The following is a 25782-nucleotide window of genomic DNA, read 5'->3' on the forward strand; positions in this document are numbered from 1 at the left end:
CCATCTCCGCCAGTTCAAGGCGCATAAATATAAGTCTAGTCTTCTGATAACTGATTCTCAGTTTTAGATTCGCCATCTACAACGGTTGCTTCAGTCGTATTTGTAGCTTGACCCTCTGCTTGGGCTGCTTTTTCCGATGATAATTTTTGTTCATCCTTAAATTTCTGAAGCGCATTGAAGTTGACTACATCATCTTCATCATCATCATCTTGTAGTTCAATTTCTTCATCATTAGCATCCAATACTTTAAGGTCTAGACCTAAGGCTTGTAACTCTTTCACTAATACGCGGAAAGATTCTGGCACACCTGGTTTTGGAATAGGTTGGCCTTTAACAATTGCTTCATAGGTTTTCACACGACCGACAACGTCATCAGATTTATAAGTCAAGATTTCTTGTAAAGTATAGGCAGCACCATAGGCTTCTAATGCCCAAACTTCCATCTCACCAAAACGTTGTCCACCAAATTGAGCTTTACCACCTAAAGGTTGTTGCGTCACCAATGAGTATGGTCCTGTAGAACGGGCATGTAATTTATCATCCACCATATGGGCTAGTTTCAGCATGTACATAACACCGACGGATACTTTACGATCAAAAGGTTCTCCTGTACGTCCATCATATAAAGTTGTTTTCGCATCGGCTTCCATACCAGCTTCACGAACAGTCTCCCAAACATCATCTTCATTCGCACCATCAAATACAGGTGTAGCGATATGAATGCCTAATTCACGAGCAGCCATACCTAAATGTAATTCAAATACTTGTCCAATATTCATCCGAGAAGGAACACCTAGCGGATTTAACATAATATCAATTGGCGTACCATCAGGCATAAATGGCATATCTTCTTCTGGCATAATCAAGGATACAACCCCTTTATTACCATGACGTCCAGCCATTTTATCCCCTTCATTGATTTTACGTTTTTGAACGATGTAAACACGTACTAACTTGTTAACCCCTGGTGCTAATTCATCACCATCTTCACGTGTAAATATCTTCACATCATGAACAATACCACCACCGCCATGAGGGACACGCAAGGAAGTATCACGAACTTCACGGGCTTTTTCACCGAATATAGCATGTAATAGTCGTTCTTCAGCAGATAACTCCGTAACGCCTTTAGGTGTTACTTTACCAACTAAAATATCGCCGTCTTTCACTTCAGAACCAATCAAAATAATTCCTTCATGATCTAAGTATTTCAGCGCGTCTTCCCCAACGTTCGGAATTTCACGGGTTATTTCTTCAGGTCCTAATTTAGTATCCCGTGATTCAGACTCATATTCTTCAATGTGAATAGACGTATAGACGTCATCTTTCACCAAACGTTCAGACATAATAATCGCATCTTCGTAGTTATAACCATTCCAAGTCATAAAGGCTACCAATGGGTTTTGACCTAAAGCCATTTCCCCATTTTCCATGGATGGTCCATCGGCTAGAATTTCTTCAGCATCTACATAATCACCAACGGTCACAATTGGACGTTGGTTATAACACGTTCCAGAGTTCGAACGAGCAAACTTGGTTAAGCGATACTCATCCGTTGTCCCATCTTCTATTTTAACAACAATGCGTTTAGCATCTACATAGACCACTTCACCTGCACGTTTGTTAATTAAAGCAGCCCCTGAGTCATGGGCAGCCTTATATTCAATACCTGTCCCGATTATTGGTGCTTTAGGGTTCAACAAAGGCACGGCTTGACGTTGCATGTTGGCACCCATCAAAGCCCGGTTTGAGTCATCGTTTTCCAAGAAAGGAATAGATGCCGTTGCTACAGCTACAACCTGCTTAGGTGAAACGTCCATATAATCAACTTTATCCGTCGTAACCTCGATATTTTCAGACGTATAACGCGCCATAACAACATCAGTGGCAAACGTTGAATCATCATTCAAGAGCGAGTTCGCTTGGGCTACAACATAAAAGTCTTCTTCATCTGCTGAAAGATACTCAATAACATCTGTGACTTTATTTGCTTTTTTATCCACTTTTCTAAAAGGTGATTCAATAAATCCATAACGATTAATTTTAGCATAAGTCGATAAGTTGTTAATCAGACCAATGTTTGGTCCTTCAGGTGTTTCTATCGGACACATACGACCATAGTGCGTATAGTGAACGTCACGAACTTCATAACCCGCACGATCCCGAGTCAAACCACCAGGCCCTAATGCAGATAAACGACGTTTATGTGATAACTCGCCTAATGGGTTGGTTTGATCCATGAATTGAGATAATTGTGATGAACCAAAAAATTCTTTAATGGCTGCCACTACAGGTCGAATATTAATTAATTGTTGCGGAGTGATTGTCGAAACATCCTGCATAGACATACGCTCACGAACCACCCGTTCCATACGGCTAAGTCCAATACGGAATTGATTTTGTAATAACTCACCGACTGAACGAACACGACGATTACCTAAATGGTCAATATCGTCTGTCTTACCGATACCTTCTTCTAAATTCAAATAGTAATTAATAGAAGCAATGATATCCGCAGGCGTTAAATTTTTAGTTTTTTCAATATGTCCATTACCAATAACAACGACAACTCGTTCAGGATCTTTAGGTGAATATACTTTAATTTGTTGTAATTCAATCGGCTCACCTACAACCCCTTCAGGTGAAGGATTTAAGGTAAAATCATTTAAATTATTTTCCATATAAGGGCGTAATGTTTCAATCGCTGCAGAGTTCAGTTCAGTTCCTTCAGCTAAAATAACTTCACCTGTTTCAGGATCAGCTAGGGTTTCAGCTAAGGTTAAACCTTCTATCCGTGAAAGGATATTTAACTTCTTATTCACTTTATAGCGACCAACATTAGCCAAGTCATAACGACGAGGGTCAAAGAAACGTGACATCAATAAATTACGTGAGCTTTCAGCCGTTTTCGGCTCGCCTGGACGTAAACGTTCATAAACATCTTTTAAAGCTTCTTCCACACGAGAATCATTTTGGTTTTTGTGAATATCTTTATCAATCGTCAATTCTAATAAATCGGATTCACCAAAAATATCCAAAATCTCATCATCAGAACCAAAACCTAGTGCTCTCACTAATACCGTTAGAGGAATTTTCCGTGTACGGTCAATACGTACATAAGCAATCCCTTTAGCATCTGTTTCAAATTCTAACCATGCGCCACGGTTAGGAATAACTGTTGAAGTAAAACTATGACGCCCTTTTTTATCTACTTTATCATGGAAATAGACACCTGGTGAACGCACTAATTGAGATACAATTACCCGCTCTGCCCCATTAATAACAAAGGTACCCATTTCTGTCATAATTGGAAAATCACCAAAAAAGACTTCTTGTTCTTTCACTTCACCCGTCTCTTTATTGATTAAACGCAAGGTAACATAAATCGGCTTAGAATAGTTCGCATCATGACTACGCGCTTCATCTACCGTATACTTAGAATCTCTTAAAACATAATCAACAAAATGCAGTTCTAAATTTTCCGAATGATCAATGATTGACGAAATATCGTCAAACATTTCCTTTAATCCTTCATCTAAAAACCACTGATAGGAATCTGTTTGAACTTCAATTAAGTTTGGCAAGTCAAGCACTTCTTTAATTCGTGCATAACTACGTCGTTCTGCCTTCTTACCATATTTAACGGTATGATGTTGACTCAAGTTCTTCACCCCTTCAAATATTTGAGTTTATCGAATAAATATCCCTGCGATCTTAGATTAAAGCTTAAATTTTCGTTAAGATTTCAATAATCATAGGATTTTAGGCAATAAAAAAGACAAAAGATTGAGACTTCTTGAATGAGTAACTCAACACTTTTGACTATTTAACGGATTGACTTGGACAATATTTCAAGCCAGACCTATATTCACGACATAACTCTTGTAACTAAATATGTTACTAAATTAAATTGATTTTGTCAACCCTTTAGCACGGCAAAAAAACGACCCGCTTAAACTATAGTAGGACCATCCTTTGCACTATCCGTTAAAACGGGCATTTTTTTCCGCTTATTAATCTACTGCTAGTCAATCAATCGCTTGTTTTTTGGCTTTTTAGGATCCAGTAGCCTTTGTCTTGTTTGAGTTTTTCGACGTTGCCGAAAATGGCTTGCATGTGGGATTGCATGGATGGGGCGCCTTGTTTCTTTTGCACGACGACCCAGAGTTCGCCTTCAAGAACGAGAGCTTTATAGGCTTGATTCACAAAGGCTTGTATCACTGCTTTGCCTGCACGAATAGGAGGGTTAGTTAACACAACATCGACATCTAAGCCAGCTACTGCATAAGTTGTTGCATCGCCTACTTCAAAATTAACCTCAACTTGGTTTAAAGTCGCATTCTTTTTAGATAACTCAAACGCGCGTTCATTAACCTCAATCCCCATTACGGAACAATTTGGGTACGCCTTAGCTAAAGTAATCGCAACCGGACCGTAGCCAGCTCCCAACTCCAGTATCTTTTTATCTTCCTTAATAATATTCTTTTCAATAAAGGTTTCTACTAAAAACTTTGAGCCATAATCCATCCGATTTTTAGAAAAAACACCTTCAGACGTTACAAAACGCAAGGGAAACCCAGCCACATCAACCGTAAATTCTCTGTAACGCTCTTCACTGCTTGGCTTGTGAGTAAAATATTGTTCGCTCATTAGACGGTTTCTACCTTTGTTTCAGGATTGGATACAATTATTTCTAAATCACCCTTTAAAGTAATCGATTGGATTCCCGCAGGTAAAATAAATGAATCAGCTAATTTTAAAGGATAGATTTGCCCATCAACTTCCATTTCACCTTCTCCTGTAATGACGGTAGCTAAATAATAAGGTTTCGTTAGCTCTACCGTTAAGGCTTTTTTCAAATCCCATTTATAAACACTAAAGTATTCATTAGTTAAGTAATGGACAATTTTACCCCCGTCTTGGGTTTCTTCAGTGATATTTATTTGAGGGTCTTGATGAGGGAATTGGGTCACATCAAGGGATGGTTGGATGTGAAGATCACGTTCTTGGCCTGAAGCGTCTTTGCGTCCATAATCGTATACGCGGTAGGTGGTATCCGAATTTTGTTGAGTTTCTAAAATCACGATGCCTGAGCCGATGGCGTGAATCGTGCCATGGGGAACATAGAAAAAATCGCCATCTTTAACCGGAACTTCACGCAATAATTCATCCCAACGACCCTCTTCAACCATTGCCGCAAATTCTTCGGGAGTTTGCGCATTATGACCATAAATAATTTTCGAACCAGGGTCAGCTGATATAATATACCAACATTCTGTTTTACCGAGTTCACCTTCATGCTCTAGGGCGTAGCTATCATCAGGATGCACTTGCACAGATAGGTTTTGATTGGCATCAAGAATTTTTGTCAACAAAGGAAAACGTTCTTCCGTATAGTCACAGAATAATTCTGGGTGCGTTTGATATAATTCATCCAGTCCTATACCAGCAAATTCAGCTGGAGAGATAACTTCAGAAACGCCATTTGGATGCGCACTAATCGACCAAGCTTCTCCAATCGTTTGACTAGGTAACTCTAAACCAAAATGGGTGTATAGTTTTCTCCCACCCCAAATTTTATCTTGTAAAACCGGCTTTAAAAAAATTGGCTGCATAATATTCCCTCTCTGTAAGCGTTTAGCTAATTTTATCAATATCTTTTGCTCTATGAAATATGATACACTAATTATAACAAATTTTGTTGGAGGTTGAGGAATGATTAAGCTTTTTGTTTCTGATTTAGATGGAACGTTATTGAATGAACATCATGTAATTAGTGATCGAACCGCTGAAGCCATTAGAGCATTACAAGACAACGGTATTGAATTTATGGTAGCTACAGGTCGTGAATATTTTTCTGCCCATCAACTATTAAGTGCACACAATATCCATTGTCGCATGATAAACTTAAACGGTGCTGTTATCCACGATGATGAAGGTAATGTATTAAAAACACAACCGATAGAAGCAGGTGACTTTGCCACTATTATCAAACATATAGAGGATCCTTCTATTAATGCTACGGTTATTACCGATAAAGGATTTTATGTGTCAGATTATGAAAACTACGTACAACGTATGAAACGTTTTATAAATAATCCACATACGGAACAAGATAGTGGAAATGAAGACATTACCGTCGCCCAACTTTCGCTGTTATATCGTGAAATAAAACCTTTGTCTCAATTAGATTCAAAGCAACTACCTGTAGTCTACAAAGTGATGTTCTTTAGCTCCGATTTAGACAAACTTGGACAAACGCGACGTAACATTGAGACCTTACCAACCATCGATGTGACCTCATCCAATCACGATAATTTAGAGATAACCCATATTAAAGCTCAAAAAGGCCTTGCGATTGAAGAATATGTGCGTACCCAAGACTACACCATGGCTGAAGTTGCTGCCATTGGTGATTCCTTAAATGACCGCTCTATGATTCAAATGGTCGGCCACAGCTATGCCATGGCCAATGGGGTTGATTCCATCAAAGAATCAGCTCGATACCTAGCCCCATCTAACGAACTCGACGGCGTCGCCCAAGTCATCAATCAAATCATCGACAACCCCCCTAAATAAATATCCCCATAACCGAGTGTTTAACTGTAAACACTCGGTTTTTTGCCTGAGTAGGGGCTAGCAATTAACAAACTTGCACTTAGTGTGTGTGGAATGTGCAAAGAAGTTAATCATAACAAACCGATCCAAAAATGGTTGCTTACTACTTAGCTAGATAGACGAAATTTCATCTCCCATTTACCTAAAGTGGAATATTCAGGTCGAGTTTGTTCCACTTAGGCCATCACATAAAGTGGAATTTGTGGTCGACGACCCAAATTTTTAAGCTACAAAAAAACACTCACCCCGAAAGGTGAGTGCTCTTCAATAAACGGTAGGAAGTTATTATTTAACTTCAACAACCCCGCCAACTTCTTCAATTTTAGCTTTTAATTCTTCAGCTTCTTCTTTAGAGATGCCTTCTTTGATTGCTTTAGGCGCTTCGTCAACTAAAGCTTTAGCTTCTTTAAGACCTAAACCAGTTACTTCACGAACCACTTTGATTACTTTGATTTTAGCTGCACCAGCGTCAGTTAATTCAACAGTAAATTCAGTTTGTTCTTCTTCCACAGCTGCTGCTGCACCTGCTGCTGCTACTGGAGCTGCTGCTGTTACGCCAAATTCTTCTTCAATTGCTTTTACTAAGTCATTTAATTCTAAAATTGTTGCTTCTTTAATTTCAGCAATAATATTTTCGATATTTAAAGCCATGATATTTCCTCCATTATATAATGATATATTTATTTTAAATCAGTAATGTCTTAAGCGACATCTTCAGTTTGGTCCTTTTCAGCAACAGCTTTAACTGCATAGGCAACATTGCGGACAGGAGCTTGTAATACTGAAAGTAACATAGATAATAATCCATCGCGATCTGGTAATTTAGCTAATTCGTTCATTTGGTCAACGCTTGCCACTTTACCTTCAATCATTCCACCTTTAATTGTTAATTCATCTGCTTTTTCAGCAAATTTCGCAACAATTTTAGCTGGTGCAACGGTATCTTCACTACTAAACACAATCGCTGTAGGTCCTACGAAAGATTCTAACAAACCTTCAACATTTGCTTCTGCAGCGGCACGACGTAAAATAGTGTTTTTAACAACTTTCATTTGTGTGTTATTTTCACGCAATTGTTTTCTTAAATCAGTTACTTCTGCGACGGATAAACCTAAGTAGTCAACAACAACTACGGTAGCAGCGCTTCTTAAGTCTTCAGCAACAACAGAAACTTCTTCTTGCTTTTTAGCAATTACAACATCTTTTGGCACTCAATTCACCTCCACCATTTATTGTTAGAGATTTTTTAAAATAAAAAATCTCTATGTCACCATAGACATAGAGATAGCTTCCAAATAATAATCATTAGGAACTTCCTCGGTAAGAAATTAAGGCATTTGCCACTTACTGTCTGCGGTCGTTTAAAACAAGTTTTATATTAGCGAAAAAAGTTTGAATAGTCAATCTTTTTTCTTGATTTTTATTAAACGGTTGCTGGATCGACTTTGATACCAGGTCCAAGCGTTGAGCTTAATGCTAAGTTAGTGATGTAAACACCTTTAGCCGTTGCTGGTTTAACACGGTTAATTTGTTCGTGTAACGCTTTGAAGTTTTCAACTAATTTTTGATCCTCAAAGGATACTTTACCAATTGGCACATTTACGATACCCGCTTTGTCAGCACGGTAAGTGACTTGACCAGCTTTGATGTCATTAACAGCTTTAGTAACATCCATGGTTACTGTACCTGTTTTAGGGTTAGGCATTAAACCTTTAGGTCCTAATACACGTCCTAGGCGACCAACTTGACCCATCATATCAGGTGTAGCTACCATCACGTCAAAGTCTAACCAACCACCATTGATTTTTTCGATTAAGTCTTGTTCACCAACGTAGTCAGCGCCAGCCGCTTCTGCTTCAGCAGCTTTTTCGCCACGAGCAATAACAACCACGGTTTGTGTTTTACCTGTTCCGTGAGGCAATACCATTGCTCCACGAATTTGTTGGTCTGCTTTTTTAACGTCGATATTTAAGTTATAAGACACTTCGATAGTCGCATCAAAGTTTGCGTAGTCTACTTCTTTTGCTAACGCAATTGCTTCAGCAGCATCGTAACGTTTTGTACGATCTACTTTAGCCAACGCTGCTTGAAATTTTTTGCTTTTTTTAGCCATTTTATATTCCTCCTATATTTGTGGTGTTAACGGATATACCTCCCACCCCCGATAGAAAACGGGGCGAGAAGCTGCGGTATGCTTAGTCTTGAACGGTAATTCCCATTGAACGAGCAGTACCTTCAATCATGCGCATTGCAGCTTCTACATCGGCTGCGTTTAAGTCTTGCATTTTTGTTTCAGCAATTTCTTGTACTTGTGCACGTGTTACTGAACCAACTTTAGTTTTGTTAGGTTCACCAGAACCTTTATTCAAGTTAGCTGCTTTTTTCAATAAAATTGGAGCTGGTGGTGTTTTAGTAATAAAAGTAAATGAACGATCTTCAAATACATCAATTACTACAGGGATAATCATACCCATTTGATCTTGAGTTCTTGCATTAAATTCTTTTGTAAATTGCATAATGTTAACCCCTGCTTGACCCAATGCTGGACCAACCGGGGGCGCTGGACTGGCTTGTCCTGCTGGAATTTGCAATTTAACTTGTGTCATCAGTTTTTTAGCCACGAAACATTCCTCCTTAAAATTTTAGTTCGTGATGTGGTAAGTGGAGTCACAAAACCCCTCCCACTCATGTATACACAACAGGCATACCGTAATATTATACCATATTTCAACTATTACACAAGGATTTTTTTCACTCATGTAAATAAATATCAATGCTAATCGATAAATAATTGCCTTTGCGTTCCTTGGACTTAATTTTACCAAACAATAATTTTCCTGCGTCCATTAAACGGGAAAAGACCACATTATCTTTACGTGGAATGTAACCTAATTTCACTTCATATTGGTTTTTAATGACAATCGCTTCTTTATCATAGGGATTATCAGGTTCACGATAAAAATTCAAAGGTTCCCCTACCTGTAAAGTTGGTTCTAAATCCATAATGCCTGTTACATGTGTTGTCCCAGCAATATAGGTCGAAAAAAGATAAATATCTCTTTCAAAAGGTTTAATAACCGATAGGGGATGACCCTTTTGATAAAGGCTTTTAACCAGTTGGTTTTGATCGTCGATATTTATTAAATCACTCATCGTTAGCCCCCATTAATTCATTTATTTTTTGTTTATAGCTATCTAAGACCTCTTCCATTTGGCTAATTGTTTGCTTCAGTGTTTCTATGTGTTTGTCTAAGGCTGCTTTATCCAATACCAGCTCTTTAATGGTAAAAGGAAATTCCGATTTTATCCGTTGGATATCCTCTTGGATAGACGCAACTTGCGCTTCTAAACGTTGCTTTTCTTTTTGTAAATGATTCAATGAACCTTCCGAGGGCAACTTCTCAAGTGGATCATCCACTAAAATCGCGATAATTCGCATACTAGCTAAATCCCCATTTTTATACGCTGCTACCGTTTGAATATATAAATCCTTCTTCACAGCATCTAAATTAGGATTGAGATCAGGATGCAACTTTTTCACAATTCGACGATAAAGGTCTTTTAATTCATCAGCTTCTATTTGAGTTAAACGCTCATTTTGACTTCTTTTAAGCGCCATGTTCATTTTCGATAACATTTGTTGCAGTTGCTTTTGATAAACTCGAAACTCCTCATCCAATTGTTTTTCGATGTCGGAAGGTTTAATTTCTTCTTGTCGATTGATTTTAGCTTGAATTAATTGCATTTGACGTTTAAGTCGTCTAATATCACAATCCAGTTGAAATATTTTATAATCTAAGTGACCCGCAGAAAGTAAATAAGTCGTCTCAATATTCTTGCAAACGACATAAACGAGATCATCGCGTTCAAGGATTAACATACTTAGATTGACTTTCAAGGTCTCAATGGCGGTTTGTAATTCTTTAAAAGCAGGAAAATAAATAATATCTTTATCTTTGTCTGTCATCTGGATTCCCCCTTTACGATGCAGAGATAGTTATTATTTTAGAAACCATTTTTCTCTTAATTGGCGCGCTTCTTTTTCTAATTGATGACCAATATCGGTATCGTGAACTTTCGCACGCTCGATACGCTTAGACACAATGATTTGTTCAGGTATGATATCTCTGTAATTTTCAATAGCATCGGCTTTGGTCGTGAACGGGTGGTGGGCCACTAAATAGGTTTCATGTGAATTATCAATTAATGTATAGCCTGCAATGCCGGTTTCTTTTTGATAGGCACGTGACAAACCGCCATCAATCACCAACATTTTACCGCCAGCTTTAATGGGGTTTTCACCCAGTAACGCCTTCACAGGGGTATGACCATTAATAATATAACCGGATGTTTCTAAGCCAAATTCGTTAAGGATTTTCTCACAAAAGGCTTCATCTTCTCGAAGCTGATAATAGGGATTTTGTTTTTCTTTATGGGTTGCCTTATCTTCGATGAAATAGCGTTCAAAGGTTTTCATGGTATGTTTTCCAAATAAAGATGAGCGATCTCCCGACCAAATATACCAAATTAAATCCGTCTCTAAATCATCGTTAACTTGTGGATTAGCATGTGCAACTTGAATCGCGTTAGCATAGAAATCCATCAAGGCTTTCCCCGCATAGCTTTCGCCATTAAAATTGATTGCTAAAAATTCACCGTCTTCTGAGCATGGGATACAACCATGAAACAGGAGATTATTATTGTATGTTTGATACATAGATCCTTCTTTAACTAAGAAATCAATATGTTCTTTAAACCGGGGCGATTGTTGCAATTGGTGTAGCAAATCATGAATGATCAGTTCTTCTGCTAAATGTAATTCATCGGGTGAGTCTGAATCAACAAGATCAAAACAGCCATCTTTAATCGGATAGGTAACATCACCAAGGGTGATGGTTGACTTATCGTCATTGAGTTTACCCAATAAAAGGCGGTCTTCCATTTCAAATTCAGGCCGACGGTTTATTATTTGGTTTTCTAATTTAAATTGAATAATTGTAATTGCTTGGTGCATACGCGTAATGTCTAAAATGTCATCATCCGTGAGTGGCGATTGCGCATCCAAGCCTCTAGGCCTAAAAGCAGCATTATCTTGATAAAATTGTTCAGAAAATTTTCTTAAACGATCTAAACTAATGCCATATCCTTCTTCTAATAGACGTGTATGCCCATATCTAAGTGAAATCCGTAAGGCAACTGCCAGACAAGCTAATGAGCCACTGTAAGCACCAATCCAAATAATATCATGATTACCTAATTGAATATCTACACTCGGCGTTTGCATCAAGGTATCAATAATTAAATCTGGATACGCCCCTCTATCATAGATATCCCCTAAAACATGCAAGTGATCCACCACAAACCGTTTAATCAAGGTGGTCAATTCAGTGGCAAAGTTGACGGCTAAATCCAACTCAATAATACTTGAAAATATAACATCATAGTAGGCTTGCTTATTGGTATCTTGGTCATATTGATAGAGCAATTCTTCTAAAATATAGGCATAAACTTTCGGCATCGCTTTACGTACTTTGGAGCGGGTGTATTTACTAGAAACATGCCGTGTTAATTTAACCAAACGGTTTAACAGAATCAGCCATTCATCGGAAGAACGGTCTTTCTCTTGAATAAATACCTCTGGATAATAAATGGTAAAGGCTAATTGCTCTTGTTCGCGACTGGTTAATTCACCGGTAAAAACATCCGCAATTTTTATGCGGATAATCCCTGAACAGTTGCGCATTAGATGATCGAATGCTTCAAATTCACCATGTAAGTCGCTAATAAAATGTTCGGTTGCTTTAGGTAGTTGTTGAATCGCTTCCAGGTTGATGACTTCAGCTAAATCATCCAGTTGTTGCAATTTATCATTGTTCTCCATGCTAGCCCTCCATTGTAAGTGATTTCTTTAGATAATCATATCATACTTTGATTAAAAATTTTTATTGAATTTGAAGAAAATACACAAAAAACAAGCGAACTTTCAGTTACAGCGACCTTGGCCTAAGCCTCGTTCGAATTGCTATAACTGAAAGTTCGCCTTTCGGTTAAAAGATATTTATTTGTTATTAAATTCTTGTGGGTGGCGACGACGGAGTTCTTCAATGGCCCAACCACGGCCAGTATCGCGGAGACGGTCAAGGTAGGCAGGTAATTCGCCTTTGGCATGCAGCGGACCCCCTTCTTGAAGCACCGTCCACATGGGATCTTGATAAGGGGCTTCTAAGGTCGATAGCATCTTATCTTGCCAGTTCATCAAACGATAAACGGCATCTCGCACTACTTCTGGATGCTCTTCTGCCACATTGTTTTGTTCATAAGGATCGTCCTGGACATTATACAGCATTTCAGGTGGAAATAGGTGGTAACCATCATGATAGGTTCGTATATACAACCAATCATCAAAACGAACCGAGCGTTGAACGACATGAGCCATCTGTGACAAAATCAGTTCATCGCGACCTTCACTAGGATCATTATTGATTGAATGTAGGAAGCTTTCGCCATCCCAATAATCGGACTGAGGTAAACCAAAATATTCGGCTAAGGTGGGCAATAAATCTAAGGAATAATGCAAACCCGTATTGGTCGTGCCACGGGGAACATTGGGCATTTTTAAAATTAAAGGAATATTCGTCGTCGGTTTATCTGCTGTAGCATGTTCCGCATAGATACCAAATTCACCTTGGTTTTCACCATGGTCAGCTGTAATAATAATCGCCGTATCCTCGTATAAATTATGGTCTTTTAAGTACTGAATGATTTTCCCAATATAAGCATCGGCATAGTGAATACCTATATCATAGCCATCAATGAAGGTTTTTAAATCGTCAAAGTTTGATAATTTACCTAGAGCTCGTGGATAATCTTTATGGGCGTTTGAATTATACATACCAATCTCTTGTGATGTATGGGGCCCAACGGTTTGCATATGTTCCGCTAAAAGTTCCTCTGTATAAAAAGCTTTTAAGGGCACATCTTCAAATGGATTTCCATATGACGCCGGCGTACGATAAGGCGTATGGGGATCCCAATAATTCACGTATAATAGCCAATTATCGTCTTGGGCATGGCTTTTTAGCCAATCCATGACCACGGGTGTGATTTCATCGGCGCGTTCATCGCCCTTTTTGCCGGTATTATATATTTCATTGAAACCAGCATAAAAATGCCAGGCAGAATGCCGTTCAGCAAAAGGACTAACTAGGGCGGTATTGAGATTCAGTTGGTTTTTCAAGTAACCTACCAATCCAAAATTGGCTAACTTATCTTGAAAACCGCGGTCGGGTCCGTCATTACGAAACTCAGAGGCCACACCTCCATGATTCACCACGCCATTATGAATCCCAAAGCGACTGGATATAAAAGCCGAGCGCGACGGCAAACAAGGTGCATCAGAAGTATAATAATTAGTAAATTTCATGCCATCTGCAGCAATCTGGTCAATGTTCGGTGAGGTTTGACGATGGTATCCATAGGCGCTTAAATGATCAGGTCGGAGTGAGTCAATATCAATTAATAAGATTCTCATTGTTATAGGCTCCTTATTGGTGGATTTTACAATTTAATTATACTACACCTAAAAATCAGCTTAAATTTATAAGGCTTGAAATGAGTTAGCTTTTTATACTACGGGAGATCTATTTCATAAAATGAGCTTTCTAAAAATCAAAAAATCCGAACTTTTAGTGATAGTTATCAGGATAAACCCACTGATCTACATCAACTCTCCAAACCGTTCCAACACGATTTGTATAGCCATATCCCAATATTCCCAATTATGATCGCCAGGGTGTTCTAAGTATTCATAATTTTCAATCTGCGTTTGTGCTAATTGCTTAAACCCACGGTTATCTTCAATTAAGAAGTCTTCCGTTCCACACATTTGTAAGAAATACGTTTCTTCATATGTCTGCGTCTTCAACAAGTGAACGAGATTATTTTCACTTTTTGCAAAATACCGTTTGGAGCGAAACACGCGTTTGAGTTCATCATTTCGCTCCTTATCACGTTGCCACAAAGCCAGCACATCTACAGCACCCGATAATGAAGCAGCGCCGGTAAAGTAATCGTCCTTGTTTAAAGCCCATTTAAAGGCACCGTAACCGCCCATTGATAACCCAGCAACAAAGCGTTTACTCTTAGGATTAACTTTGAACCAGTTTTCTATATGAAGGGGCAATTCAGTCGTTAAATAGGTCCAATAATTTTGGCCCATATATTCATCCGCATAATAACTCAAACGCACTTCTGGCATCACAATCAAAAAATTATAGTTTTGGGCATAGCGCAATAATGATGTGTTATCTAACCAAGCATTGCAGTCATCTGAGCGACCATGCAACAAATACATAACCGCTGTTTCACTATCTAGTTTATCCGGCACAACAGCATTGATATCGATAGCTTGACCTAAGGCTTCAGACCGGAAATTTATTCGAAAAGTTGGCATTTTTTTGCTCCTCATTAACCGTGGTATTTATTTAAAAGTATAACATACAAAGGTAGCTCTCCTTAGCTTTTTGAAAAAAATATGCTAAACTGTGCTTAATCGAAAATGAAATGAGGGATACTTATGAGCGAGACAGTTCTTGAGTTAAATCAAGTGAGCAAATTTTATCAAAAACAAGCTGCTATTGAAGACATTAACTTACACATTGAACAAGGCGAAATAATTGGTATTGCTGGCCCTAATGGTGCGGGTAAAACAACCCTTTTGAAAATCATTGCGGGACTTATTCCTAACTTTCAAGGCTCCTTGTCACTTTATCAATCTCAAAATAAAAGGCAACTTGAAAAAGCCCGTCATCAACTAGGGGCACTAATTGAAGCGCCGGCTTTTTTCCCAAATTTATCAGCTAGACAAAATTTAACTTATTTTGCGATTCAACGGCAAATCAAAGACGAGACGCGGATTGATGAAGTTTTAGACTTAGTCCACTTAAATCATACCGGCAACAAGAAATTTAAAAGTTTTTCTTTGGGTATGAAACAACGCTTGGGGATTGCCTTGGCTTTGATTCATCGACCAAAATTACTTATTCTTGATGAACCGATAAACGGCTTAGACCCTGAAGGGATTATTCAACTGAGACAGTTGTTTAAATCGTTAGCTCAAAACGACAATATTACCTTAATTATTTCCTCACATATTTTAACGGAGCTAGAAAGTATTGCGTCCCGCTTTTTGATTATTGATAACGGCCATATCATTGATCAATTTACCCATGCAGAACTGATGGAGCGTAAAAAACCAGTGATTAATATTCAAACCAATGACCTAGCGCGTACAGTCACATTAATCAATGCGCATTATCCAACGATTAAAATTGAACTAGTTGAAGGCAAACTCCAACTGGTAGATTTCGATATTGAACCTTATAAAATCAATGAACTTTTGGTCCAACAAGGTTTACAAGTCAGCGCTTTTTATCATCAAGTATACCCACTGGAAGAGCTCTTTATGGATATCATTTCTAAAAACCGTGGTCAAACTTCGTCCGTTACTAGCACCACCGAATCAGAAGTTAAGTAGGAGGAGTTAATATGTTTCGATTAATTCGTAGTGAGTTTTATCAATTACTAAAAAGCCGTTCCTTTTACATTTTTAGTTTAGCAGCTATTTTACTAACCTTATTAACTGTTTTGGGTATTTATTATGGCAATACCTATGAAGAAGGCACAGAAATACTCATAAGAATGTTTGTCACCCCTGATCTCATACTTGAAATTTATGGTGGTATTCTTACATTTGTTGGTCCTTATATCTGCTTTATCGTCGCTATTATTGCCTTTAGTGACGAAATCAAATTGCGGACGTTTATCAATTCCATCAGCTTTGGTATCCCGCGGTATAAAATTTATTTAAGCAAATTTCTCATGAGTCTTTTTCTAGGAATTATTGGGATTAGTTTATCTTATCTTACCTTGGTTATAAGCTATCAAGTCCTTATCGGTGGCCCCAGCCAGCCTTTTATCGATTTTATTCTTGATTTTATTGTCATGCACATTCCGCTTTGGGCTGCCTACCTAAGTCTCTTTATCCTTTTCCGCTTTATGTTTTCGAGCGGCGCTATCGACATGCTGATTATCATGCTCTGGAGCTTTTTACCATTAATCCTCAGCACCATCAATCGTCCATGGGTGCAATCCATTCGACCCTATCTAATCAACGAACTTGCCCTTCCTAGCCAAACTAGCTGGTTAGGCATCGACCAAACCATTTATATCAGTTTCGCCTACGTCATCGTCCTTTTAGCCCTTGGCATCTTCCTCTTCAATCGAAAAGAAATCTAACTACCTATCTCTGCCTAAAACAAAAGCTCCAACCACCTGTTAGCATGGTTGGATCTTTTGCTCTGTTCATTCCTTAAATATTTGCCTTTTCCAACTGAAGTAACTGTTCTTTCATCGCGACACCTTCGCGATAGTTAGAAATTTTACCCCTTTTGGTCACTACGCGGTGGCAAGGCACCACAATTAATAGGGGATTAGAACCAACAGCACTACCTACAGCTCGATCAGCCCCCTCCCGTCCAATATTATGTGCGATTTCTGAATATGTCATCGTTTGTCCATAGGGAATCTTTTGAAGTTCAGCCCATACCTCAGCTTGAAAGTCTGTCGATTGAACGTCAAATGGAAGATCAAACGCTTTGCGTTCACCAGCTAAATAGGCTTTGAGTTGTTCAATATAGGGTAGAGCCTTTTCTGGATTTGGAGAGCGTTTTTTTTCAAGTTGCTTTGTCTCCCATTTAGATAAGCTCTCACTCGAACCAATAAAACACAAGCCAATGTCTGAAACGACTACATACAGCGTGACTTCTGCAAAATTAAACTCGCCATAATAATAGGTCTTATCCTCAGATTGTATAGCCATTGTTTTGCTCCTCTCTTAGATGATTATTACGATATTGCTTAGGTGTTTGCTTAGTATATGCTTTGAACAAGGTCGAAAAGCGTGAGGCATTCGCAATCCCAACTTTTTTAGCAATTTCCTTAATCGGCAAAGTAGTTTGTTTCAAATATACTTTGGCATGTGTCAGCCTCACATGATGGACATAGGCTAAAGGTGTCATCCCCTTAACGTCTGTGAACACCCGATGCAAATGAAAGGGACTGCCATGGCAATCGTCGGCAATTTGTTTCAGCGTTAAAGGTTTGGCATAGTTATCGTCTATATATTCCTTAATGTACAGTACCCATTCATCATTGGGTAACCGCCTACCAGCAGAATTACATCGCTTGCAGGGTCTATAGCCCGCTGCTAATGCTGCCTCAGGGGTAGGATAGATGGTCACATGGTCAAAATTAGGTGTTCTTGATTTACAGGAAGGCCGACAAAAAATCCGCGTTGTTTGGACAGCATAAAAAAATTGCCCATCATAATCCTTATTGTTTTCCATAATAGCCCGCTTTTGTTCTTCATTCGGTCTCACAGCCATTTTTATCACCCCGTTAAACACATTTTACTCCCAATCCAAATAAATACCTACCTTTATCGACTAAAAAAGCAAGATATGAAAAGCTCCAACTACACCCTTGCTTGTATACAGGTAGTTGGAGCTTATTATAGTTGTTGATTAATAGACTAGTTAATCTTTCGATTGGAAAGTATCCTGAAGATACTGAAGATACTCACTTAAATCAAATACTTGCCCATTGGAACGCACCGATTCAGTTGCTTTCACGCCTACAACCACACTCATCATACCATCGGCCACACTCGCTCTAGGTTCTTTATCATCTAAGACATACTCAACAAAGGCTTGGCAAATTTGCGGATCAGCCCCGCCATGCGAACCCGTTGTTTCTTTCATTTGGATTTCTAGATCGCTTTGATCATGTAAGGAATCTGTCTGCCGTGTCTTTATAAAAATCTTCTGATTAATATCATCATTTTCGATACGACCTTTGGTACCAATAACCGTGTAGTTCCGAGAATATTCAGGTGTAAAGTGATTTTGTAAATAAGCCGCTTTAACCCCGTTTGCTAAATCCATAATTAAGACATTATTATCCTCAACATCAATCTCAGCTTCTTCATTATGCACTAATTTATCCGCTTGAAAATTCGCTTCATCATTATAAAAATCTAATGAACCAAAAGCTGACACGCGTTTCGTGTAGCTACCGGCTAACATATGAATCACATCAATATCGTGCGAAGCTTTTTGCAACAATAGAGAATTAGTATACTTGGCATTACGATGCCAATCTTGATAATAATAGCGACCACCAAAACCAACAAAATGCCGTACCCAAATAGCTTTCACATCGCCAATAAAGCCTTGATCTATATAATATTTCATTGTTTGATACATAGACATATACCGCATATTGAAGCCAATCATTAATTTAACATCGGTTTTTTGCCAGGCTTCAATAATGGTTTGACAATCTTCAATATGAATCGCCATCGGTTTTTCTAGATAAATATGCTTGTTAGCTTCAAGCGCTGCTAAAACATGTTCGATATGCAAATAATCCGGTGACAAAATAGCAACAGCATCCACATCATCCCGCTTAAGTAACTCATGATAGTCCTTAGTCACAAAGACATCCGCACCAAACGCCTCTTGAGCTTTCACCAATTGCGCATCATCCAAATCCGCCACCGCCGTTACCACTGAACGTCCCTCAAATTGATGCCAATATTGTCCGATATAACCGCGCATACCATAACCAATTATCCCAATTCTTAACTGATCCAAACCGCTTCCCCCTTACATAAATATCGCTTGTATTAGAAATAACTAGTTTAATGCTTCTCTTGTTTGTAATAATAAGAGGTATTCTTCTAAAACTAAACCATGACGAAACATATATTCGGCATGTTCATAACCCACATAGCGATAATGCCATGGTTCAAAGTAGTAACCGGTCAAATGGGTTTTTCCTTCTGGGTATCGTAATATAAAACCATATTGATAAGCATTTTCAGCCAACCAAACGGCTGAGTATTGATAAGCATAGTCGGCCGACAAGCCGCCGCCTATATTGACCCAATCATAACCTAGTAAGTCGAAAACTAAGCCTGTATTATGCTCTGAGGCATTAGCCGGTGCATAATAGCGGTCAGTTAAATTGATAGCATCTGCTTGGGAATAACCTTCAGCCAAGTAGGCATTAATGCGGACGGTACGATTATAGGTTTGTTCTTCAATCGTTCGGTAAGCCGAGACAACATCATAATAGATCCCTTGGGCAGCAGCATCGTTGATCATTTGGTAATAATAACCACTGATGGCACTATCAAACATTTCACCCTTGTCAGTATAAGCAAAGTCCATCCATAAATCAGATTCAATCGGATGCAGGGCATTAATTAACATAAGGTTGGGATCCGAAGAAGTGGCATTTTCGGGTAAATCTTCTAATAATTCTTGCAAGCTAGCACCTGATTTGGTTGCTACAATTAAATCTAAAGTAGTCGGCTGAATATAAGCATTTGCCTGTACCTTTAACGATTGTAAAGGCAAGATGAGCATTATAAGAAAGCCTAATATTCCTAGTTTAGACAGTCGTTTTGTCATGGTTAGCCATTGTCCTTTTCTTATTTTTTATGACATAATCATAGCATAATTTTCTGAAAATAAAGCGATATTTAGTTAACAAAATATTAATTTTCTATGACGCCGTTTTCTATGACTAACAGAGCTGTTCCACCTTCAGCAATGGCGGGTAATTCAAGGCTTATCTGCCTATCTTCGGCAGTATATGCTTTGCCGCTATAATAATCCATGAGAGTCGCATCATTCGAATCAACGTCAATGGTGATTGTTTGTGGCGTATCTGCTAAATTGAAGGCGAGATAAACACTTTCGCCATTATAATTCCGCTCAACTAACACCCATTGTTCGTCGTTAGATCCTGCAATCATTTTTCGATTACCACGAGCTAAAATCTCCGCCTTATCTTTTCGGAATTGAATCAAGGTTTGATAGTGGTCTAAAATTGGATTGTTATCAACATTCTCCCAATCAAAATCATAGCGGTTATCATAAACCGGCCAGTTATTGGCACCACTTTGACCTAATTCTTCCCCATAATAGATGACCAGCTGACCCTTAGCCGTTAATTGTAATGAAACAGCAACCAGATATTTGCCTAAATCATCTTCAAGGCTATATAAAAAACCATCTTCGTCGTGGCTGCTTAAGAATTGTCCCAGTGTCGCATTACTTTGGATGCTTTGATTACGAATTTCTAGATCCCTTTCAGCTCCTTCCATGAGGCCATTAACAAATTGATTGGCAATCGTTTTAAAGCCAAAATCCAAGACGCCATCCATGGTTCCTGAACCTAAGTAGCCACCATCACTACGATGACTCGCTCCCCAAGCCTCACCCATCATATGTATATTAGGATTAGCAATGGATGCTTGATTTTTAAAGTATTGCAAGGTTGGCATATCGACATGTTTGATGGTATCCACCCTAAATCTAGCAATTTGATTGCCATTAGGGGTTGTTGAACGTTCAATCCAGCTTTGTTGCCAGTCAACAATTTGCTCTCTTACGGCTGGATCTTCTGTTATAAAATCAGGGAGTCCAGATAAAGACATGGTTAAATCATTACGTCCCGGATCAAGCCGAATCATATCCGCAAAGCGCTCGCGGTCTTGGTCAGTCGGATAGCCTGCCGGAGGGTTTGAGAGGTCGCCATCATTCGGATGTAAACCATAGCCGGTATGGTTTAAAACCACATCTACCATAATTTTGATATCATTATCTGCTGCGGTGTCAATCATCTCATGAAATTCCGCTAAAGTTCCTAAGTGCGGATTTAATGCTTCGAAATTTAAGCCCCAATACCCATGGTAACCGTAAAAACTCCCTTCAGGACCAGCAAATGACGTGTCATAATGGATATTTTCAACAATAGGCGTAATCCAGATAGTCGTTATCCCTAAATCACTCAAATAGTCCATCTTCTCGGTAATCCCTTTGAAATCCCCGCCTTGATAAACTCCTCGTGGATTGTCCGCCGTCGCATAAGCTAAATCATAAGGATTATTGTTGTCAGGATTGCCATCATAAAAACGATCCGTTAACATGAAATAGATAATTTCTTCATCCCAATCCGTTTGATCAGTTACTTCTGGAGAGACTACTTCTGCTTCAACCACATGCGTAAATGTATCCCCGTCTTCTGTTGTAGCACGGATAGGGACTTCATAAACACCCGCGGGTATATCGACGGCTACATTAACGGTTAGTTGCAAAAGCTCGGGTGAAATCGAAACCGAATCTTTGCCACCCAGTTGACTCAAATCCGCATACATTGATTTCATAGGTACAATCGCTTCAAGTGTTAATAAGGTCTGTTTGCCATGCTGAAGGGTATCTTCAAACGTGCCTTCGAGCAGTCTTAAGGTATTTTCAGTGGCTGTCGTATCATTAGCTTGAATGATGGTTAGCGGTTGAATCTGTGTGATTGGACTCATCAACAGAGCAATAACTAAACTTTTCTTCATTAAATACTTGTTCTTCATTTTACCCCTCATTTTCCGTAAGCGTTTTTTATATTATATCATTGAAATACTTGAATGCTAATTTTCTGCTAAGTGATTGATTAATAATTTTTTAGAACCAAAAAAAGAGATCATACGCCATTAAGACGTATAATCTCTGTTTATAATGATTATTTTCGATCTTGTTCTTGCTTCAACCGCAAGAAATGAATATAAATACCTAAGCCAATCACGGTTAATACAACCGCAAGCCAGAAAATAATCTGTGCATAAAGACTGCTTTTACCTAATTGTTGTGCGACAACCCCAATCAGAAACCAAATAGCGGGTATCATCAATAACTCATTACCATACTGTGCAAAATAATAAGCCGTTACACCGATCACAGCTATCAAAAGAATAGCGACAATAATGACATACAGATAACTATCCGTCACTATCCCTTGGTTTAACATCAAAGTATCGATTATCGCAATCGAACTTACAATCACCCATCCGGCATGCAAACCCATGGGATACTTCAACAGCATAGGCGAAAGGCGTAAATGGGGATCAAAACTAATTAATTGCATGATACGAATCATTGTCCGAGCATAATAAGCAACCGCCACGAGTGACACTAAAATCCAATTATTGCACCAACTAATGGTCCATAACAAATTAAATAATAAGGCTTGAAATAACAAAGGGCGCACATAAGATCGATAGGTCCCTAACAATAAATCACGATCGGGACGCACAAATTCCATAAAGACCGATACGCCTGTCCAACCATACACCAAAATCCAAATTAAAAACGTAATGGTTGTGGGTTGCATTAAACTCGGGTGTAAATTAATAATTTCCAGTTGGCTATAAGGAAAAAGATACCCCATCGCTGCCACGATAGTGATGATTAGGTTGGTAAGATATAAAATCGGAACGCCCCATTTAAACAGTGATTGTCTTTCGATAATGGTCACACCCCTAAATATCTTCTTTTTCTACTTGATGGAACTCCATTTCAGCTACTGTTTGACGACCAAACATCTCAAGCAATATTTTCAGTTTTTGATGCTCTTGATCAATTTCCTCAATCATACCGGACAAACCAGAAAATGCCCCATCGGTAATTTTCACGTAATCCCCCACAGCCACATCCAATTGGACAACTTGACGTTTAGGCCCTTCACCTAAAATCGCATCAACTTCGTCTGGTAATAAAGGCGACGGTTTACTCCCTGCCCCATGCGAACCAATAAAGCCAGTCACCCCAGGGGTATTCCGCACAATAAACCATGCCTCATCAGACATAATCATCTCAATCAAAACATAACCCGGAAAGGTTTTGGTCATTCTCTTCTTCTCAACGCCATCCGTTACTTCAATCACTTCTTCTTCGGGTACTTCAATACGGAAAATATTATTCTCCATCCCCATACTTTCTTTTCTTAATTCAATGTTCTCTTTAACCTTGTTCTCATACCCAGAATAAGTATGTAGTACGTACCATTCTTTATTACCTTCCATCTAAATATCCCTTTCTACATGTATTTTATGTCAATTTGAGTCAAAATAAAAAACCTACCATTTGTAGGTTTTTTCTGTGTCTATTATATCATGAAGGTCGTAAAAAATATAGTTCGACTCGACTCTATAAGTTAATCAACCAAGCAATAAATTCAGAAGAAGCAAAGTCTGTTAAGGCAAAATACAAAGCAAAAACAATCACCATCACAATAACCGTCAAGGTAAAGCGATTAACTTCTTTTACACTCGGCCAAGTCACATTTTTCATTTCTTTTGCAACATTTTTAATATAGTTCATTTTTTTACCTCATTATTTAGTTTCTTTGTGTAATGTGTGCTTATTGCAATATCTACAAAACTTTTTGATCTCTAAACGTGAGGATTGTCCCGCCTGCGTCGGGGTCATATGATAATTTCGTTGCCCACATTCTGTACAAGCCAAAGCTGCCTTCTTTTGAACCACGACAATCCCTCCTTTTCAATTCTACATCACTATCTATAATAGAAATAATCGGAGGTCTTGTCAAGGAGAAATCGAAAGGCTAAGAGGGATATTTACATAAATTTAAGTAAAAATTATAGGTAATGGGTGGTAGGGTAACACACGAATATATTATTCTATCCTACGATAAACGGGTAGACGGCACCTAACAGATTGGCGCTCCCTTGGAATTTACACACCTCAATGTCGATTGATTCCATGGTATCATCGAACATCGGTTGATTTTGCTTGTTAATTTGGTATAGTTCTTGGATACGTTGAATTAATATTTTTTGGCTACTAATACCGCCGCCAATAACCACTTTCTCAATATCTAAAACGACTTGAATATTAATAATCAAAAAGACAATATATTCACAAAACTCATCGAACAAGTCTAATAAGGCCTGATTTGTGCCCTTATTAAGCTCTTCAAAGACCGTAATACCATCATCGAGTGGTGTATTGCCCAGCAATGCATTAGCTTTTTCAATGAATCTTACTGCAGAGGCTTGCATGGCTAACATATTTTTATCCGTGACTTTTCCCGGTTGACTCAACATGAAACTAAACTCACCGGCTTGATAATGTTTTCCTTCTAGCAGACTGCCATTGGTGATAATACCCCCACCAATCCCCGTCCCTAAAATAATACCTGCTCCATAAGAGACATCCTGTAAATTCCCCTGCCAAAATTCAGCTAAAACAGCTGCTTTACCATCATTTTGAACATGGACATTTAAGTTAAACTGTTTTTCAAGAAAGGCCTTAATCGCGAACTCGTGTAAAAAGCCTAAGGAACCACCTTTATAGATAACACCATTCTGATTATCCACTTGACCCGGTGCACAAATCCCAACACCATCAACATGATCTGCAAATTCTTTGACTATCTCGACTAAGGTTTCTTTGAAAGCCGGTAATTCTTTGGGTGTCTTGACGAAATGATTCTCTAAAAGACTACCCTCTTCACTAACAACGCCATACTTGATATTGGTCCCACCAATATCAATGCTCAGATATTTTTTCATATAATTACCTCTTTTCAAGAATCACTCATTATTACACTTTTAATATGGCAAACAGTTTTCTACGTAAACGGTCAAAGGCATTTTGAACTTGATCAAATCGGATACCAGTAATTTCGGCTATTTCACGATGGGAGTAATTGTCTAGATAGAGCTGCAAGATCCTTTTCTCAAGTCTAGACAGACTTTGAAGATAATCATTCGATTTTTCCTGGATTTCAAATATCTCAGGTGGTTGAAGAGTGTATTTATTTTCGATAAGTTCCACTCCATCAATTAATGTATCCTTACCGTTCTTTGAATAAACAATGTCAATGAAGGGTAAATTTTGAAAATCTTTTTCGCGCTTCACAGTTTGACTCTCACGCATCATGTTAATCAAATGATAACGATAGACGGATTGAATCAAAGCCGATAAATAGGGTGAACGGACGCAATCATAGACTTTGATCGCTTTAAGTATAGCAATACGCGCTTCTTGTAAATAATCGTCCGTATCGAAATACGTTACTTTATACAATGAACGATATTTCAAAAACAAGGGTAGATAACGTTTAAACAATATCTCAAATTTATCAACATCAAAATTCTTCTGCAATTGGAGTACTAATTCTTCATTCGTCAGTTGGTGATTTGGCAACAAGTCGTCACTCCTCTTCACTAAGGTAGAA

26 protein-coding genes and 1 other annotated feature are annotated in these 25782 nt (G+C 38.5%); of the genes, 3 read left to right on the forward strand and 23 right to left on the reverse strand.

Annotation, left to right across the window (positions count from 1 at the left end; translation table 11 throughout):
• Positions 1–35: 35 nt before the first annotated feature.
• The 3 genes from rpoB to manA form a co-directional block, all read right to left on the reverse strand.
• Positions 36–3662: a DNA-directed RNA polymerase subunit beta gene (rpoB, locus tag NRE15_RS08810; RefSeq protein WP_390887126.1), complete on the reverse strand. Its 3627-nt coding sequence runs from the start codon at positions 3660–3662 to the stop codon at positions 36–38.
• Between the two features lie 370 nt (positions 3663–4032).
• Positions 4033–4650: a class I SAM-dependent methyltransferase gene (locus NRE15_RS08815; RefSeq protein WP_313792516.1), complete on the reverse strand. Its 618-nt coding sequence runs from the start codon at positions 4648–4650 to the stop codon at positions 4033–4035.
• Positions 4650–5618, reverse strand: coding sequence for a mannose-6-phosphate isomerase, class I (manA, locus tag NRE15_RS08820; RefSeq protein WP_313794978.1), 969 nt, complete (start codon positions 5616–5618; stop codon positions 4650–4652). The genes NRE15_RS08815 and manA overlap by 1 nt, the downstream gene beginning before the upstream one ends.
• Before the next feature lie 97 nt (positions 5619–5715).
• Between manA and NRE15_RS08825 the strand changes: the two genes are divergently transcribed.
• Positions 5716–6579: a Cof-type HAD-IIB family hydrolase gene (locus NRE15_RS08825; protein WP_313792517.1), complete on the forward strand. Its 864-nt coding sequence runs from the start codon at positions 5716–5718 to the stop codon at positions 6577–6579.
• 324 nt (positions 6580–6903) lie between these two features.
• On the opposite strand, the gene rplL is transcribed toward NRE15_RS08825, so the two are convergent.
• The 9 genes from rplL to NRE15_RS08870 all read right to left on the reverse strand — a co-directional run bounded on the left by rplL (position 6904) and on the right by NRE15_RS08870 (position 15070).
• Entirely contained in the window at positions 6904–7269 is a 366-nt protein-coding gene (gene rplL / locus NRE15_RS08830) for a 50S ribosomal protein L7/L12 (protein WP_313792518.1), read from the reverse strand.
• Between the two features lie 50 nt (positions 7270–7319).
• Positions 7320–7829 carry a 50S ribosomal protein L10 gene (gene rplJ / locus NRE15_RS08835; RefSeq protein WP_390887127.1) on the reverse strand — a complete coding sequence of 170 codons (510 nt, stop codon included), beginning with the start codon at positions 7827–7829 and terminating at the stop codon, positions 7320–7322.
• A gap of 33 nt (positions 7830–7862) precedes the next feature.
• Positions 7863–7993 (reverse strand) — a sequence feature (ribosomal protein L10 leader region).
• Between the two features lie 48 nt (positions 7994–8041).
• Positions 8042–8731 carry a 50S ribosomal protein L1 gene (rplA, locus tag NRE15_RS08840; RefSeq protein WP_313792519.1) on the reverse strand — a complete coding sequence of 230 codons (690 nt, stop codon included), beginning with the start codon at positions 8729–8731 and terminating at the stop codon, positions 8042–8044.
• Between the two features lie 82 nt (positions 8732–8813).
• Positions 8814–9239: a 50S ribosomal protein L11 gene (gene rplK, locus NRE15_RS08845; RefSeq protein WP_313792520.1), complete on the reverse strand. Its 426-nt coding sequence runs from the start codon at positions 9237–9239 to the stop codon at positions 8814–8816.
• 130 nt (positions 9240–9369) lie between these two features.
• Positions 9370–9771, reverse strand: a complete 402-nt coding sequence (locus tag NRE15_RS08850) for an HIRAN domain-containing protein (protein ID WP_313792521.1) — start codon at positions 9769–9771, stop codon at positions 9370–9372.
• Positions 9764–10585: a molecular chaperone DnaJ gene (locus NRE15_RS08855; protein ID WP_313792522.1), complete on the reverse strand. Its 822-nt coding sequence runs from the start codon at positions 10583–10585 to the stop codon at positions 9764–9766. Before NRE15_RS08855 ends, NRE15_RS08850 begins: the two co-directional genes overlap by 8 nt.
• Positions 10586–10618: 33 nt before the next feature.
• Positions 10619–12499 (reverse strand): fructose-1,6-bisphosphatase, encoded by a 1881-nt coding sequence (locus NRE15_RS08860; RefSeq protein ID WP_313792523.1) that lies wholly within the window; start codon positions 12497–12499, stop codon positions 10619–10621.
• A 177-nt stretch (positions 12500–12676) separates the two neighbouring features.
• The gene (locus tag NRE15_RS08865; RefSeq protein ID WP_313792524.1) at positions 12677–14149 is read right to left on the reverse strand and encodes a sulfatase family protein; all 1473 of its coding nucleotides are present in this window, start codon (positions 14147–14149) and stop codon (positions 12677–12679) included.
• A 186-nt stretch (positions 14150–14335) separates the two neighbouring features.
• The gene (locus NRE15_RS08870; protein ID WP_313792525.1) at positions 14336–15070 is read right to left on the reverse strand and encodes an alpha/beta hydrolase; all 735 of its coding nucleotides are present in this window, start codon (positions 15068–15070) and stop codon (positions 14336–14338) included.
• A 123-nt stretch (positions 15071–15193) separates the two neighbouring features.
• Between NRE15_RS08870 and NRE15_RS08875 the strand changes: the two genes are divergently transcribed.
• Both NRE15_RS08875 and NRE15_RS08880 read left to right on the forward strand, forming a co-directional pair.
• Positions 15194–16153 (forward strand): ABC transporter ATP-binding protein, encoded by a 960-nt coding sequence (locus tag NRE15_RS08875; protein WP_313792526.1) that lies wholly within the window; start codon positions 15194–15196, stop codon positions 16151–16153.
• Positions 16154–16164: 11 nt separating this feature from the next.
• The gene (locus NRE15_RS08880) at positions 16165–16914 is read left to right on the forward strand and encodes an ABC transporter permease subunit (protein WP_313792527.1); all 750 of its coding nucleotides are present in this window, start codon (positions 16165–16167) and stop codon (positions 16912–16914) included.
• 73 nt (positions 16915–16987) lie between these two features.
• Here the strand turns inward: NRE15_RS08880 and NRE15_RS08885 are convergent, their stop codons facing one another.
• From NRE15_RS08885 to NRE15_RS08935, 11 genes are all read right to left on the reverse strand, one after another.
• Positions 16988–17497, reverse strand: a complete 510-nt coding sequence (locus tag NRE15_RS08885; RefSeq protein WP_313792528.1) for a methylated-DNA--[protein]-cysteine S-methyltransferase — start codon at positions 17495–17497, stop codon at positions 16988–16990.
• Positions 17481–18062 (reverse strand): bifunctional transcriptional activator/DNA repair enzyme AdaA, encoded by a 582-nt coding sequence (locus tag NRE15_RS08890; protein WP_313792529.1) that lies wholly within the window; start codon positions 18060–18062, stop codon positions 17481–17483. The genes NRE15_RS08885 and NRE15_RS08890 overlap by 17 nt, the downstream gene beginning before the upstream one ends.
• Before the next feature lie 150 nt (positions 18063–18212).
• On the reverse strand, positions 18213–19331 hold the full coding sequence (locus NRE15_RS08895; RefSeq protein WP_313792530.1) for a Gfo/Idh/MocA family protein: 1119 nt from the start codon (positions 19329–19331) through the stop codon (positions 18213–18215).
• A gap of 42 nt (positions 19332–19373) precedes the next feature.
• Entirely contained in the window at positions 19374–20153 is a 780-nt protein-coding gene (locus tag NRE15_RS08900; protein WP_313792531.1) for a M15 family metallopeptidase, read from the reverse strand.
• A gap of 86 nt (positions 20154–20239) precedes the next feature.
• A complete protein-coding gene (locus NRE15_RS08905) occupies positions 20240–22114 on the reverse strand; it encodes an alpha-amylase family glycosyl hydrolase (RefSeq protein ID WP_313792532.1) in 1875 nt (624 codons plus the stop codon).
• Positions 22115–22263: 149 nt separating this feature from the next.
• The gene (locus NRE15_RS08910) at positions 22264–23055 is read right to left on the reverse strand and encodes a hypothetical protein (protein WP_313792533.1); all 792 of its coding nucleotides are present in this window, start codon (positions 23053–23055) and stop codon (positions 22264–22266) included.
• 4 nt (positions 23056–23059) lie between these two features.
• Positions 23060–23602 carry a transcription termination/antitermination protein NusG gene (gene nusG, locus NRE15_RS08915; protein WP_313792534.1) on the reverse strand — a complete coding sequence of 181 codons (543 nt, stop codon included), beginning with the start codon at positions 23600–23602 and terminating at the stop codon, positions 23060–23062.
• Positions 23603–23726: 124 nt separating this feature from the next.
• Positions 23727–23900: a preprotein translocase subunit SecE gene (secE, locus tag NRE15_RS08920; RefSeq protein WP_313792535.1), complete on the reverse strand. Its 174-nt coding sequence runs from the start codon at positions 23898–23900 to the stop codon at positions 23727–23729.
• A gap of 12 nt (positions 23901–23912) precedes the next feature.
• A complete protein-coding gene (gene rpmG, locus NRE15_RS08925) occupies positions 23913–24065 on the reverse strand; it encodes a 50S ribosomal protein L33 (protein ID WP_313792536.1) in 153 nt (50 codons plus the stop codon).
• A gap of 155 nt (positions 24066–24220) precedes the next feature.
• The gene (locus tag NRE15_RS08930; protein ID WP_313792537.1) at positions 24221–25114 is read right to left on the reverse strand and encodes an ROK family protein; all 894 of its coding nucleotides are present in this window, start codon (positions 25112–25114) and stop codon (positions 24221–24223) included.
• Positions 25115–25145: 31 nt separating this feature from the next.
• Positions 25146–25754, reverse strand: a complete 609-nt coding sequence (locus NRE15_RS08935) for an RNA polymerase sigma factor (protein WP_313792538.1) — start codon at positions 25752–25754, stop codon at positions 25146–25148.
• Positions 25755–25782 lie beyond the last annotated feature (28 nt).

Source organism: Fundicoccus culcitae, assembly GCF_024661895.1.
In the GTDB taxonomy this organism is placed as follows: Bacteria; Bacillota; Bacilli; order Lactobacillales; family Aerococcaceae; genus Fundicoccus_A; species Fundicoccus_A culcitae.

Bases quoted from the DNA above. Each gene is read 5' to 3' on its own strand.
- NRE15_RS08815 (WP_313792516.1), bottom strand. From the start codon at position 4,650: ATGAGCGAACAATATTTTACTCACAAGCCAAGCAGTGAAGAGCGTTAC.
- NRE15_RS08825 (WP_313792517.1), top strand. From the start codon at position 5,716: ATGATTAAGCTTTTTGTTTCTGATTTAGATGGAACGTTATTGAATGAA.
- rplL (WP_313792518.1), bottom strand. From the start codon at position 7,269: ATGGCTTTAAATATCGAAAATATTATTGCTGAAATTAAAGAAGCAACA.
- rplA (WP_313792519.1), bottom strand. From the start codon at position 8,731: ATGGCTAAAAAAAGCAAAAAATTTCAAGCAGCGTTGGCTAAAGTAGAT.
- NRE15_RS08850 (WP_313792521.1), bottom strand. From the start codon at position 9,771: ATGAGTGATTTAATAAATATCGACGATCAAAACCAACTGGTTAAAAGC.
- NRE15_RS08855 (WP_313792522.1), bottom strand. From the start codon at position 10,585: ATGACAGACAAAGATAAAGATATTATTTATTTTCCTGCTTTTAAAGAA.
- NRE15_RS08860 (WP_313792523.1), bottom strand. From the start codon at position 12,499: ATGGAGAACAATGATAAATTGCAACAACTGGATGATTTAGCTGAAGTC.
- NRE15_RS08865 (WP_313792524.1), bottom strand. From the start codon at position 14,149: ATGAGAATCTTATTAATTGATATTGACTCACTCCGACCTGATCATTTA.
- NRE15_RS08870 (WP_313792525.1), bottom strand. From the start codon at position 15,070: ATGCCAACTTTTCGAATAAATTTCCGGTCTGAAGCCTTAGGTCAAGCT.
- NRE15_RS08875 (WP_313792526.1), top strand. From the start codon at position 15,194: ATGAGCGAGACAGTTCTTGAGTTAAATCAAGTGAGCAAATTTTATCAA.
- NRE15_RS08880 (WP_313792527.1), top strand. From the start codon at position 16,165: ATGTTTCGATTAATTCGTAGTGAGTTTTATCAATTACTAAAAAGCCGT.
- NRE15_RS08885 (WP_313792528.1), bottom strand. From the start codon at position 17,497: ATGGCTATACAATCTGAGGATAAGACCTATTATTATGGCGAGTTTAAT.
- NRE15_RS08890 (WP_313792529.1), bottom strand. From the start codon at position 18,062: ATGGCTGTGAGACCGAATGAAGAACAAAAGCGGGCTATTATGGAAAAC.
- NRE15_RS08900 (WP_313792531.1), bottom strand. From the start codon at position 20,153: ATGACAAAACGACTGTCTAAACTAGGAATATTAGGCTTTCTTATAATG.
- NRE15_RS08905 (WP_313792532.1), bottom strand. From the start codon at position 22,114: ATGAAGAACAAGTATTTAATGAAGAAAAGTTTAGTTATTGCTCTGTTG.
- nusG (WP_313792534.1), bottom strand. From the start codon at position 23,602: ATGGAAGGTAATAAAGAATGGTACGTACTACATACTTATTCTGGGTAT.
- secE (WP_313792535.1), bottom strand. From the start codon at position 23,900: ATGAACTATATTAAAAATGTTGCAAAAGAAATGAAAAATGTGACTTGG.
- NRE15_RS08930 (WP_313792537.1), bottom strand. From the start codon at position 25,114: ATGAAAAAATATCTGAGCATTGATATTGGTGGGACCAATATCAAGTAT.